Source organism: Streptomyces spongiicola, from assembly GCF_003122365.1.
In the GTDB taxonomy this organism is placed as follows: Bacteria; Actinomycetota; Actinomycetes; order Streptomycetales; family Streptomycetaceae; genus Streptomyces; species Streptomyces spongiicola.
Genome location: NZ_CP029254.1, coordinates 6,189,390 through 6,202,051, shown reverse-complemented (window position 1 = coordinate 6,202,051; position 12,662 = coordinate 6,189,390). Strand labels below are relative to the sequence as shown.

Annotated in this window: 11 protein-coding genes; 2 read left to right on the top strand and 9 right to left on the bottom strand. The window is 74.0% G+C overall.

What is annotated here, in order from left to right:
- Positions 1 to 9: 9 nt before the first annotated feature.
- A complete protein-coding gene (locus tag DDQ41_RS27025) occupies positions 10 to 1,506 on the bottom strand; it encodes an MFS transporter (RefSeq protein WP_262508591.1) in 1,497 nt (498 codons plus the stop codon).
- Positions 1,507 to 1,887: 381 nt separating this feature from the next.
- On the opposite strand from DDQ41_RS27025, the gene DDQ41_RS27020 reads away from it, so the two are divergent.
- Positions 1,888 to 2,103 (top strand): heavy-metal-associated domain-containing protein, encoded by a 216-nt coding sequence (locus DDQ41_RS27020; RefSeq protein ID WP_109296803.1) that lies wholly within the window; start codon positions 1,888 to 1,890, stop codon positions 2,101 to 2,103.
- A 499-nt stretch (positions 2,104 to 2,602) separates the two neighbouring features.
- Here DDQ41_RS27020 and DDQ41_RS27015 read toward each other — a convergent pair whose 3' ends face one another.
- The 8 genes from DDQ41_RS27015 to DDQ41_RS26980 all read right to left on the bottom strand — a co-directional run bounded on the left by DDQ41_RS27015 (position 2,603) and on the right by DDQ41_RS26980 (position 11,444).
- Positions 2,603 to 3,418: an ABC transporter ATP-binding protein gene (locus tag DDQ41_RS27015; protein WP_109296802.1), complete on the bottom strand. Its 816-nt coding sequence runs from the start codon at positions 3,416 to 3,418 to the stop codon at positions 2,603 to 2,605.
- Positions 3,415 to 4,497 (bottom strand): FecCD family ABC transporter permease, encoded by a 1,083-nt coding sequence (locus DDQ41_RS27010; RefSeq protein WP_109296801.1) that lies wholly within the window; start codon positions 4,495 to 4,497, stop codon positions 3,415 to 3,417. The genes DDQ41_RS27015 and DDQ41_RS27010 overlap by 4 nt, the downstream gene beginning before the upstream one ends.
- A gap of 2 nt (positions 4,498 to 4,499) precedes the next feature.
- A complete protein-coding gene (locus DDQ41_RS27005; RefSeq protein WP_262508590.1) occupies positions 4,500 to 5,591 on the bottom strand; it encodes an ABC transporter substrate-binding protein in 1,092 nt (363 codons plus the stop codon).
- 534 nt (positions 5,592 to 6,125) lie between these two features.
- A complete protein-coding gene (locus tag DDQ41_RS27000) occupies positions 6,126 to 6,746 on the bottom strand; it encodes a sigma-70 family RNA polymerase sigma factor (protein WP_109296799.1) in 621 nt (206 codons plus the stop codon).
- 171 nt (positions 6,747 to 6,917) lie between these two features.
- Positions 6,918 to 7,688, bottom strand: coding sequence for a hypothetical protein (locus DDQ41_RS26995; RefSeq protein ID WP_174720327.1), 771 nt, complete (start codon positions 7,686 to 7,688; stop codon positions 6,918 to 6,920).
- A gap of 602 nt (positions 7,689 to 8,290) precedes the next feature.
- A complete protein-coding gene (locus tag DDQ41_RS26990) occupies positions 8,291 to 8,947 on the bottom strand; it encodes a copper chaperone PCu(A)C (RefSeq protein WP_109296797.1) in 657 nt (218 codons plus the stop codon).
- Positions 8,944 to 11,208: a heavy metal translocating P-type ATPase gene (locus DDQ41_RS26985; RefSeq protein ID WP_109296796.1), complete on the bottom strand. Its 2,265-nt coding sequence runs from the start codon at positions 11,206 to 11,208 to the stop codon at positions 8,944 to 8,946. The genes DDQ41_RS26990 and DDQ41_RS26985 overlap by 4 nt, the downstream gene beginning before the upstream one ends.
- Positions 11,208 to 11,444 (bottom strand): hypothetical protein, encoded by a 237-nt coding sequence (locus DDQ41_RS26980; protein WP_109296795.1) that lies wholly within the window; start codon positions 11,442 to 11,444, stop codon positions 11,208 to 11,210. The genes DDQ41_RS26985 and DDQ41_RS26980 overlap by 1 nt, the downstream gene beginning before the upstream one ends.
- Before the next feature lie 425 nt (positions 11,445 to 11,869).
- On the opposite strand from DDQ41_RS26980, the gene DDQ41_RS26975 reads away from it, so the two are divergent.
- Complete coding sequence (locus tag DDQ41_RS26975; protein ID WP_109296794.1) at positions 11,870 to 12,085, top strand: hypothetical protein; 216 nt, start codon at positions 11,870 to 11,872, stop codon at positions 12,083 to 12,085.
- Positions 12,086 to 12,662 lie beyond the last annotated feature (577 nt).

Below are 12,662 nucleotides of genomic sequence, written 5' to 3'. Positions count from 1 at the left end.
CGTCCTCGGTCAGTTGCCGGCCGCGGCGGCCGCGTTGGTCGTGGCCGTCGCGTCGGCGCGGCGGCGTGCGGGCAGCAGGAGCAGGGGTACGGAGAGACAGGCGGCAGCGGCGGCCAGGCCCAGGCCGGCCCGGGCGCCGTGGCCGGGGCCGGCGAGGCCCCACGCGGCGGTCGCGAGGGCGGGGCCGAGCGTGAAGCCGAGGCTGCGGGCGAGCTGGACCGTCGAGCCGACGGTCGCGACCCGCTCCGGTGGCGCCGCCCCCATCACCATGGCCTGTGTGGGGCCGCCGTTGAGTCCCATGCCGGCGCCCGCGAGCGCCAGCCGCCAGGCCACGTCCACCGGGGACCACCCTCCGCCGGCCGGGACCAGCAGCAGCAGCCCGAAGGCGGTGACCGCGGCTCCGGCGACCGCGACCGGCCTGGCGCCGTAGCGGTCGGCGAGGCGCCCTCCGAGCGGTCCGGCCAGTCCCATGCCGAGCGGGAAGGCGAGCACGGTCAGGCCGGTGGCGGTGGCGCTGACGCCGTTGTCACGCTGGAGGTGGAGGGCGATGACATAGGCCATCGCGGCGAATCCGGTCGCCAGTGCCAGCACCGCCCCGTGCGCGCCCGGCAGTCCGGGCACCCGCAGCACTCCGCCCACCGGCCGCCCGCCCTCTCCGCGCAACCACAGCCACAGTACGGGCGCCGCGGCCGCGGTGAGCACCAGCCACCGGGAGTCACCGGCCGCCAGGGTCAGCGCCACGAGCAGGATCGTTACGCCGGTGGCGACGAGCGACGCGTCCAGCAGTGATCGGGTACGGGGCAGCCGCAGCCCGCGGTCGGCGGGCATCGCCCTCCAGGCGACGAACAGCGCCAGCAGGCAGAAGGGGATCTTGACCAGGAAGACCGAGCGCCAGCCCAGGCCGTCCAGCAGCAGTCCGCCGACCGCGGGTCCGGTCACCGCGCCGAGCGGACCGAGCGTGGCCGGCACGCTCATCGCCCGGCCGCGCAGTTCGGGCCGCACCGAGCCGAGGGCGAGGACGGGCATCAGCACGAACAGGACCGCCCCGAAGACACCCTGGGCCAGCCGGGCCGTGACGAGGACACCGGCCCAGGGGGCGGCCGCCGCCAGGGCGCTGCACAGGGCGAACCCGGCGGTGGCGGCGAGCACCGCGGAGCGGGGGCCTGCGCCGTCCAGCCAACGGCCGACGGGGAGCAGCAGCGCCACGACGGGAAGCTGGTAGCCCAGCACGACCCACTGGGCCGTCGCGGCGGACACCCGAAGGTCCCGCGAGATCTCCGCCAGCGCCACGTTGACGATGCTCATGTCGAGCATGGCCACGAACGACAGCAGTCCCGCCACGGCCACCAGGAGCCAGCGGTCCTGACCACCGGCACGGTCCTGACCACCGACACGCTCCTGGCCACCGACACAGTCCTGACCACCGACACGGTCCTGACCACCGGCGCCGCCATGGCCGCCGGGTATGCGTCCGGGCTCCGCAGAGCCCCCGCCGTGGTCCGTCACCCTTCCGCCCTTCCCCTGTGGAACGGCCGCCGGACTGCGGCCTCGTCCCACATGTCGGTGCCACCGGTGGATGAGTTCCCGGCCGTTTCCGCAACCGTGCCCGGACCGGAGGTTGTTGCGGCACGGGATCCCCGGGCCTGCGCGCGGCACCCTGATCACCGCCGTCCACGACGCCGGCCCGGCCGGGGATACCCGTCGCCGCGCGCCACGCCCGGCGCCGGGAACCCGGCGGCCCCCTCCGCCGACGACTGGGGTGACAGCTGAAGACGGGCGGTGCGCATGTGCCGCGTGAGGGCCCTCTCTCCCGCCGCGGCGCTGAACATCCGCCTCCGTGTATCCGTACGCCGGTGGGAGAGTCCACCGGCATCGAGGAGTGGCCCCATGACCCAGAAGCACTACAACGTCACCGGCATGAGCTGCGGGCACTGCGTGGCGAGCATCACCGAGGAGGTCCGTGAAGTGGCCGGTGTGAGCGAGGTCGTGGTCGATCTGGCCGCGAACACCGTCACCGTGCACGGCACCGGTCTCGACGACGAGCGGCTGCGTGCCGCCATCGTCGAGGCCGGCTACGAGGTCGGTGATCCGGTGCCCGCCTGATTCGTAAATAGAACGCGTCCAAGGTCGAGAAGCCCCGTTCGCCTTCGATTTACAGGCCAACAGGGTGGGGCTCGGCCTCCGGACTACTGATCCCGCACACGGCCGGCAGAGGAGGGGCGGGGCGACCGGGCGTAGCAGCCCGGGGTCCCGCCCCTCCCCGTGCGGCCCGGCTCCGAGGCACCGTACGGTCCGGCTCCGAGGCACCGTGCCCACCGGCGGTACGGTCAGCCCTCCCCCGCCACCCGACTCACCGGCACGGCACAGCCCACCCACCCCGGGGTCCGGGGTCCGCGGCCCAGGACCCGGGGCCCAGGACCCGGGGCCCGGGGTCCGCACACCACGCACCGCACACCGCGTACCGCCGCACACGCACACCACGCACCGCACCGCACCGCACACCGCGCACCGCGCACCGCGCACCGCGCACCGCGCACCGCGTCCAAGCCTCGGCACCCGGGCAACCGGGCAACCGGTCCCCTCCCCGCCGCCGGGCCCGCCGTCATCCGGCCGTGTTGGCCTCCAGCGCGGGGGCCGTGCGATCGTCGGCGGGTGCCCGGTGGTCGAAGGCGATGAGCGGGTCACCGGTGAGGGGGTGGTCGACCACGGCCGCCCGGACACCGAACACCTCCGCCATCAGCCCGGGTGTGATCACCTCACGCGGCGGCCCCGACGCGACGACGGTCCCGCCGTGCAGCACGTGCAGCCGGTCGCACACGGAGGCCGCGGCGTTGAGGTCGTGCAGCGACACCAGGGTGGTGCGGCGCTGTGCCCGCAGCAGGGCGAGCAGTTCCACCTGGTGCCGGACGTCGAGGTGGTTGGTCGGCTCGTCGAGCACCAGGACGTCGGGGTCCTGGGCGAACGCACGTGCCAGCAGCACCCGTTGCCGCTCTCCCCCGGACAGGGCGGTGAATCGCCGTCCGGCCGCCTCCGCCATGCCCACGTCCGACAGGGCGCGGGCGACGATGTCCCGGTCGGCGGCGTTGTCCCCGGTGAACGCCCGTTTGTACGGCGTACGCCCCATCGCCACCACCTCCCGTACCGTCAGCTCGAACTCGCTGCCGCGCTCCTGCGGCAGCGCCGCCACATGGCGTGCCGAGCGGGCCGGGGACAGCTCGCGGATGTCGGTCCCGGCCAGCAGCACCCGGCCCGCGACGGGACGCAGGTGCCGGTAGACGGTCCGCAGCAGGGTGGACTTCCCGCTGCCGTTCGGGCCGACCAGGCCGGTGATCTCCCCATCGGCCGCGACCAGGTGGGCGCCGGAGACGACCGTACGGCCCGCGTAGGCGACGTGCAGGTCCTCGATGTCGATCCTCAACTGCCGCTCCCCAGCCGTCGGTCCAGCAGATACAGCAGTGCGGGGGCCCCGACCAGCGAGGTCACCACACCGACGGGCAGCTCCTGGGTGTCCATCGCCGTACGGCACACGATGTCCACCACCACCATCAGCAGTGCGCCGAAGAGGGCGGAGACCGGCAGCAGCCGGCGGTGGTCGCCTCCGACGACCAGGCGGCAGGCGTGCGGCACCATCAGGGCGACGAACGCGATGGCGCCGGACACGGCGACGAGCACGCCGGTGAGCACGCTCGTCACCGTGAACAGTTCCCGGCGCAGCCTCGTGACGTCGACGCCGAGCCCGGCCGCGGTCTCGTCGCCCATCAGCAGGGCGTTGAGTCCGCGGCCGCGGGCGTGCAGCCAGAGCAGCGCGGCGGGCACCGCGACGGCGGGTACTGCGAGCACCGGCCAGCTCGCACCGCTGAGACTGCCCATGAGCCAGAACAGCACGCTGTGGGTCTGCTGTTCGTCGCCGGTCTGCAGTACCAGGTAGCTGGTGAAGCCGGACAGGAACTGCCCGATCGCCACACCGGCCAGCACCAGCCGCAGCGGCGCGAACCCGCCGCCCCGCCGGGCCACCGTCCACACCAGGGCGAACGTGCCCAGCGCGCCGAGGAACGCGGCACCGGACAGCCCCAGTCCCAGCGCCCCGCCGGCGCCGAGACCCAGCACGATCGCGGCGACGGCGCCCAGCGAGGCCCCGTTGGAGATGCCCAGCAGATACGGGTCGGCCAGCGGATTGCGGACGAGCGCCTGCACCGCCGTCCCGACGAGGCCGAGCCCGGCGCCGACGAGCGCGGCGAGCAGCGCGCGGGGCACCCGCAGCTGCCAGACGATCAGGTCGTCCGTGCCGGGCCTCGGCGGCTCGCCGGTCAGCCGTCTGCCCACCACACTCCACACCTCCGCCGGCGGGATGGACGTGGAGCCCCAGGAGACCGCGGCCGTCAGGGCGGCCAGCAGGGCCGCGCCGAGGACGACCGCGACCAGCCCGGCGGGCACGGTCCGCGCCTCGCCGGGCGCCTTCGCCGCCGCACGGCGGGGCGCGGACAGCGTGTCCAGCACGGCTACTTGACCTTGTCCGGGTGGACGGCCCTGGCGATGTCCTGGACCGTCGTGGCGTTCTCCACCCCCGCGATGGTGGTGCGCTCGGAGCCGATGCGCAGGAAGTTGCCCTCCTTCACGGCCTTCAGGCCCTTGGTGGCGGGGTTGCCCTCGAGCCACTTCCGCGCCTCGTCGAACGCCTTCTCGTCGGCGGCCTCGCTGCCCCGGTCGCGCACGCCGAGCTGGATCCAGTCCGGGTTCCTGGAGACCACGTCCTCCCAGCTGACCTGCTTGAAGTCGCCGTCGCAGTCGGCGAACACGTTGCGGGCGCCCGCCAGCGTGATCACCGCGTTGGCGACCTGGCGGTTGCACACGGCGATCGGCTGCTTGGTGCCCGCGTCGAAGTCGAAGAAGAAGTACGTCGGCCGGGCGTCCTGCGCGGTTCCTCCGACCGCCTTCCGCACGCCGTCGACCTTCTCCTTCATCCCGTCGACGAGTTCCCGTGCCTTCGCGCTCGTGCCGGTGACGGCTCCGAGGGAGGTGATGTCGTCCTGGACGGCGGACAGGTCCTCCGACGGGCCCTTGCTCATCGGGGCGCACGCCGTGGACTTGAGATAGACGTGCTTGATCCCGGCGGCCTTGAACTCCTCCTCGGTCGGCGCGTCGCCCATTCCGCCGCCCATGCCGGCCATCGAGGCGAAGGTGTCGATGTACAGGTCGGCGCCGGAGCCGAGGAGCTTCTCCTTCGGGATGACCGTCTTGCTGAGCACCTCGACCTGCTGCGCCCGGGCGTCCAGCTCGCCGGGCAGCGCGCCCTTGGCCGGCGGGAACCCGGTGCCTATCACCTTGTCGCCCGCTCCCAGTCGGAGCAGGATCTCCAGGCTGGAGGCGTTGCTGGTGACGATCTTCTCCGGGGCCTCGGTGAAGGTGGTTCCGGCGCCCATGCAGTCGGTGACGGTCACCGGGAAGCCGCCGGAGGCCGCGGACTTCTCCGTGCCCTTGTCGCCCGTGTCGCCCTTGCCGCCCTTGTCCTCGGTGTCCTTCCCGCCACCGCAACCGGCCGCGAGCAGGCCGAGCACCGCGGCCGCCGTACCACACCACACACGAGAACGCATGAAAGTCTCCAGAGTTCACTTGACACAGGGGGTGAGACTCCGTCACCCGGTCCACTAGTCGCGGCGGGTGCCGGGTGAGTTCCCGGCGCCCCCGCGGCGTGTCGCAAACGTCCCTCCCGCCCTGCGGGCGGACGGAGCTGCCTGCGGAGCACGCCTGGTCGGCATCGCCTCCCGTACGCGGGCGCACCGCGGGGCGCGCCGTGTCCCACTCGCGCCGACTCGCGGCCGCTCGCTCGCGGTCCCCGGCGGGGTGCGATGCCGGCCGGCGCCGACCGGTTCCGGATGGTGCCGGCCGACGCCGGATGGCGCCAACCGGAACCGGCCCGTTCCAGAGTTCCAGCCGGTTCCGGCCCGTTCAGCGGGTTTCCTCCCGTCCCAGAGTTCCAGCCCGCTCCAGCCCGTTCAGCGGGTTTCCTCCCGTCCCAGAGTTCCGGCCGGTTCCGGCTCGGAACGGGTGCCGGCACACCCCTCCGGGGAAGGCGCATCCCTCGGGGAAGGCGCATCCCTCCGGGTCCGGGCCGGCACCCGGTCGGGTCATGCCGCCAGTGCGGGCGCCGCCGGCTCCTCCGCCTCGGCCAGCAGTTCCATGAGCGTGGCCCGTGCGCGGGCCACACGGGAGCGCACCGTCCCGACCGGGCAGCCGCTCAGCTCGGCCGCCTCCGCGTAGGGCAGTCCGAGCATCTGGGTGAGTACGAACGCCTCCCGCCGCTCCCGCGGCAGGCGCGCCAGCAGTTCGAGCAGTGCGACGCCCTCGTCGAAGCCGGGCAGGTCGCTCGGCTGGGCGAGTTCGACCGCCAGTTGCCAGTCGGGGGCGTCGTGCAGTCTGGGCCGCGCCGCCGCGTACCGGTAGCTGTCGATCACCGCGCGGCGGGCGATGGACAGAAGCCAGGCGCGGGCCGAGGACCGCCCCTCGAAGCGGTGCAGACTGCCGAGCGCGCGCAGGAACGTGTCCTGTGCGAGGTCGTCGGCCGACTGGGGATCACCGCACAGATGGGCGACATAGCGCAGGACGTCGCGGTGCAGGGCGCGCACGAAGCGCTCCACGGCGTCGGTGTCACCGGAGCGGGCGGCAAGCGCCCAGGAAGTGATCGACTCGTCGGCAGACGGCGTCTTCGGCGTCGCGTCACCGGTAGCGGGCAGGGCAGAAGAGATCACCTGGTGTCCCTCTCGGGTCGTCCGGGACCGGGACCGGGGCCCGTGGCGCACGGTCCACCACCCGGTGTGTGGGGGTCCGGCCGTCCGGTGCCGGCGGGAGGTGCCCCGCTCGGGCCGGTGTACGGCCGTGCCCGAGGGGCGACTCGGGCCGCCTCGGGATTCCGGCTGCCGTCAGGCGGCAGCGGTCCCCACGGGCGGCCCTCGGAGGACGATCGCGTAGACCAGGACGAGGAGCCGCGAGATACGGGAGGGTTGCCGGCGGCCGCGCAGCCGCGGGCGGTGCGGCGGCGCCGGCAGCGCGAGCAGAAGCCTCAGCGGTGCGGTGAGCCGGCCGGCGACCGCGCGGAGGATGCGGAACGCGGCTCGCTCGCCATGGGCGAGCCACAGACCGGTGAGCAGAGCTGCCAGCAGATGGGCGGCGAACATGCCCAGCGAAGAGGAGTCTCCGGACAGCACGTTCAGATGGTGCAGGGGGAGGGTACGGCCCACATCGGCCAGGTCACCCGCGGAGGGCGTACCGAGCGACGCCATATGTCCCGCGGACTCGGCATATGCGCCGTGCCCATGGCTCATCGCCATACCGTCCATGGCGCCCGTAAGGGACTGCCCCAGCCCGCCGGAACCCGTGTGGTGGTGACCTCGGGCCGCGGACGCGGCCGCATGTGCGGCATGGCCTGCGGCGGCCGTCCCGGACTGCGCAAGGGAGAACGCGGTGTGCAGCGCCGTCTGCACGGCGACCACCACGGCGACCACCGGCAGCAGTCCCCGCTCACGCCCGGCCAGGCACCAGCCCAGCCCGCCGGTTGCGGCGAGCCCGCCGACCAGTGCCGACGACGGCACGGACTGCCCGGACATGACGACGTGACCGAGGGCGGCGAGCAGCACGCACACGGCCGCGAACACCGCGGCCCGTACCGTACGAGAACACCACCCGGCAGTCATGGCGCTTCATCCTCGCATCCTGACGCTCGTCGTCGTGCATGGGTACGCACCCGACCCCGGTCACCGACTCAAACCGGACCGTGTGATCCACACCACAGTCGCGTACGGGGGCGGCGGCCGTCCACATCGACGAATACCACGGGGAGTTGACGTCCGGGCAGACCGCCGCGCTCACCGCTTCAGCCCACCCGCCGTCCGGCCCACCGCACGAGCGCGGGTCCGGCCTGCGGCTCGGGCATTGCGGGTGCGGCCTGCGGCGGGGATTGCGGGTGCGGTCCGAAGCCGGAGCGAACGACCGGAGGTCCGGTCGGCGCGGAGCCCCACGGCGCCCACCACGGCGCGCACGGCGCCCACGACGGCGCGCACGGCACTACCGGAGCCGCGTCTCCACCGGTCCCCGTACAGGGGCCGCCGCAGGTCCGGCCCGAGCGAGCGCCACCGGCCGGGAACGGGCCCCGGAGGCCAGAAGAAGCAGCACGTGCCAGGGGAGCCAGGGGAGCCAGGCGGGAGGAAGAGGGAGCCAGGCCGGAACGTGGCAGAGAGGGCGCAGAGAGAGTTCAGCGAGGAAGAGGGAGCCAGAGAGGTCAGAGGGGTCAGAGGGGTCAGAGGGAGGAGGACCCCGGGCGCACCACCACGGCGACGGTCCTGATCGGCCCGCCGTGCTCGAACCTCAGCGTGAACGGCACGATGTCGCCGGGCTCCAGGTTCGCCTTCGGCAGCAGGGTGAGGCTCACACCGTGCGGCGACATGGACAGTTCACCGCCGGCCGGAACGGAAGTCGACGCCACCTCGTCCCGGTACGCCCCACCGGCCTCGGTCACGCGGTGACGGGTCAGCGCGACCTCCCCCAGGGCGGCGGGCGAGGTGACTCCGGTCAACCGGTCGCCGGAACCGCCCGAGTTGGCGATGTCGAAGAACGCCGCGGTCTCCCGGCCGTCCCCGTACGGCAGGTACACCCGGCCGGGCACCACGTCGATCCGGGCCGGTGTGCCGGCGTGGCCCGTGCCGACCCAGGTGGTCAGGCCGCCCAGGGCGACGGCGGACGCGGCGAGCGGTGCCAGCACGACCGGCAGCACGTCGGCGAGCCGGCGGTTCCTCTTCGCCGCCCGTCCCTCCTGTACCGCTCCCGCCTCCTGTACCGCTCCCGCCGCCTTCGCCTTCGCCTTCATCGTCTCGTCCACCGTCCCGTCCACCGTCTCGCTCACCGTGTCCGCCGTCCCGTCGACCGTCTCGCTCACCGTGTCCGCCGTCCCCGTCATCGCCGGCGGCTCTTCGCGGTCGACGGCTGCCAGGCGCGCAGGCGCAGGCTGTTGCCGACGACGAGGAGCGAACTCACCGACATCGCGACCGCCGCGAGCATCGGATTGAGCAGTCCCACCAGGGCGAGCGGCACGGTCACGGCGTTGTACCCGAAGGCCCACACCAGGTTCGCCCGGATCGTTCCCAGGGTGCGCCCGGCCAGCCGAACGGCGTCCGCCAGGGCCTCGATGTCGCCGCGCACCAGGGTCACATCGGCCGCCCCGATCGCCACGTCGGTGCCGCTTCCCATGGCGATCCCCAGGTCCGCACCGGCCAGCGCGGCGGCGTCGTTGATCCCGTCGCCGACCACCGCGACCCGCCTGCCGTCCTCCCGCAGCCGTCGCACCAGCGCGGCCTTGTCCTCGGGGGAGCACCGGGCGTGCACGGTCTCGATACCCAGTTCGGCCGCGACGCTGCGCGCCGGCGCCTCCCGGTCGCCGGTGGCGAGCACCGGTTCCACGCCCAGCCGCCGCAGCCTCTCCACGGCACGGAAGCTCCCGGCCCGCACCACGTCGCCGACCTCGATGAGGGCCTCGGGCACTCCGTCCACGCGGACCAGGACCGAGGTGTGCGGGGTGTCCTCGGCCGTCAGCAGCGCCGCGGCCAGCGGCTCGGGCAGTTCACCGTCGGGCGCGACCACTTCGACCAGGCGGCCGTCGGCCACACCCCGCACTCCCCGGCCGGCCAGGGTGGTGAACTCGCCCACCTCGGGCAGCGCCCGGTCGGGCGCCGTCCTGCGGGCATACGAGACGAGCGCCCGGCCCAGTGGATGCTCCGAGCCCTGTTCGACGGCGCCGGCCAGCCGCAGCACTTCCTCCCTTCCCAGCCCGTCCGCGGTGGCCGTCACGCGGGCGACGGTCATCTGCCCGGTGGTGAGGGTGCCGGTCTTGTCCAGGACGACGGTGTCGATGTGCCGCAGACCCTCCAGCGCCCGGGGGCCGCCGACCAGGACGCCCAGTTGTGCTCCGCGGCCGGTCGCCGCCATCAGCGCGGTCGGGGTCGCGAGCCCGAGGGCGCAGGGGCAGGCCACGACGAGAACGGCCACGCTCGCGGTGACGGCGGCCTGCGGATCGGCGCCCGCGCCGAGCCAGAAACCGAGGGCGGTGACGGCGAGGGAGAGGACGACCGGCACGAACACACCCGACACCGAGTCGGCAAGCCGCTGCGCCCTGGCCTTCCCGGCCTGGGCGTCGGCGACCATGCGGGTGATCCTGGCGAGCCGGGTGCCGGCGCCGACCGCCGTGGCCCGTACCAGCAGCAGGCCGCCCGCGTTGACCGCACCGCCCACCACGGGCGATCCCGGTCCGATCTCGACCGGCTCGCTCTCCCCAGTGACGAGCGCGAGGTCCACCGCCGAACTGCCCTCGACCACCTCTCCGTCGGTGGCGACGCGCTCCCCGGGACGCACCACGAAGACCTGTCCGACCCGCAGGTCCTCGATCGGGAGGAGTCGTTCGCCACCGGAGTCCCGGACCGAGACCTCCTTGACGGCGAGTCCGGCCAGGGACCGCAGCGCCGCTCCGGTTCCGTGCCGGGCCCGCGCCTCGAGGAAACGGCCCGCCATGACGAAGAGCGGCACGCCGACGGCCGCTTCGAGGTACAGGTGCGCCGCACCGTCCGAGGCCGCGGGCAGCAGGGTGAACGGCATCGTCATGCCCGGCTCCCCCGCCCCGCCGAGGAAGAGCGCGTACACCGACCACGAGAAGGACGCGACCACCCCCAGCGACACCAGGGTGTCCATGGTGGCGGCTGAGTGCCGCAGCCCGCGCAGCGCCCGTACGTGGAACGGCCAGGCGCCCCACAGCGCCACCGGCGCCGCGAGCGCGAAGCACAGCCACTGCCAGTTGCGGAACTGCCAGGCGGGCACCATCGACAGGACGAGCACCGGTACCGCGAGGAGCGCGGTGACCACCAGTCGGTCGCGCTCCTGCCTCGAGGCCTCGCTCCCCTCGTCCGGTTCCCGACTCCCTTCCCGCTCCTGCCGCTCGGGGGGGCTGGGCAGCGCGGCCGTGTAGCCGGCGCTCTCGACCGCGGCCACCAGTTCGGCCGGCTCGACCCCCCGCGGATGGCTCACCCGGGCCGTGCCCGTGGCCAGGTTGACGGTCGCGGTGACGCCGTCCAGCCTGCCGAGGCGCTTCTCGACGCGCCGTACACAGGCCGCGCAGGTCATTCCGCCCACGGCCAGATCGGTGGTGACCAGGGTCTCGGCCGCGGTAGCCATCAGTGGCCCGCCCCGTCGCCGTGCCCCGTGCCACCGGGTGCCCGGTCTCCGTCCGCGCCGCCGCCGGACGGGGTGGTGTGCATGCCCGGCGCCACGGGGCCCACGAGCCCCCCGACCGTGTAGGAGCCCGCGAAGACCAGGGCCAGCAGCAGCAGGAAGCCGCACAGCGCGGGCGGCGGCAGCGCCTTCCGGAGCGCCGCCTCCACTCCGGGTGCCGCCTGTCGGGAGTCGTCCATCACCGGGTCCCTCTGTCGCGTACGAACGGCCTGATCGGTTGCGTACGACGCCTGTTCGGGCCGCCGTACGATCCAGGTGTCGTACCCAGGGGGGGTAGGGTTCCCGGACATGCGCTGTGACATGCGTCACACGAGCGGCCCGTTCGTGAGGTCCGCGTACTGACGTATCGACACGGATCGGAGACTCACAGGTCGCTCCCCTCCCACCAGTCGTATTCCGGCCGACCCCGGTTCCCGGATCCGCCCACGGGGCGGAAGCAGCGGTGGCGGCGACCGGAGCGGCGGGGCACGCGAAGCGTGCGGCGTGCGCCGACCGGCGGCGCGAACAGGCTTCACGGGGCGCCTCGAGGGGTATCCCGGGGGCAGTCCATGCGGCCGCCGGCGGGAGACCGGCCGGTGCACCGCACCCCCTGGAGGTGGAAAGCATGACCGACATCAGCGGGCTGGAGCCCGTGGCGACGTTCTGCGGGAAGTGCGACTGCGGCTGCCCCGAGCTGTTCGTCGACCCGGGCGCCCCGGTGGAGCGCCGCGTCGTGCTGACCGACGACTTCGGCCAGCGCGTGCAGATGAGCGCCGACCAGTTCTCGTCACTGGTCGACGACGCCAAGAACGGCAAACTCGACGGGATCGCCCTGTCCTGACAGCCCGGCACTGACAGCCCTGACCTGACAGCCCTGCCCTGACAGCCCCGTCCCACCGGCCCGGAGCCCGGGGCGCGCATATGCCCGCCCCGGGCTCCGGCCGCGCCTACCGCGCCGGTCGCAGTCGGGAGCCCGCGACCGGCCGACCGACCGACCCGGGACCCAGGCGACCAGCCACCCCGACGCCCCGCCGACCCGGCGGCACCTCACCCGCCCCCTCCTGGCACCCACCCTGTGATTCGGCCCACACCGACTCGGCCGCGGGCGACCGCCGGACGCGGGAGGCACCACGGGAAACCGTCGGCAACCGGCCTCGCGCGTAGCGCAGATGAACCCGATCACGGCGGCCAGAAAATCGGACCGCCCGGTTCCGCACACGCGTACGGTGTCGATAGCTTGTGCGGGTGCGCGGACCGGGAAGCTGGCTGAGGCGGACCGGAAGCGGTCTGCTCTGCGCCTGTGCCTCCCTGCTGCTGGGCGCCTCGGCGCACACGGCCGCCGGCGGCCGGCTTCCGGACGCGGGCGCTCTGCTGGCGGTCCTCGGCGTCCTGACGGTCCTCGGGACCGCTCTGGGCGG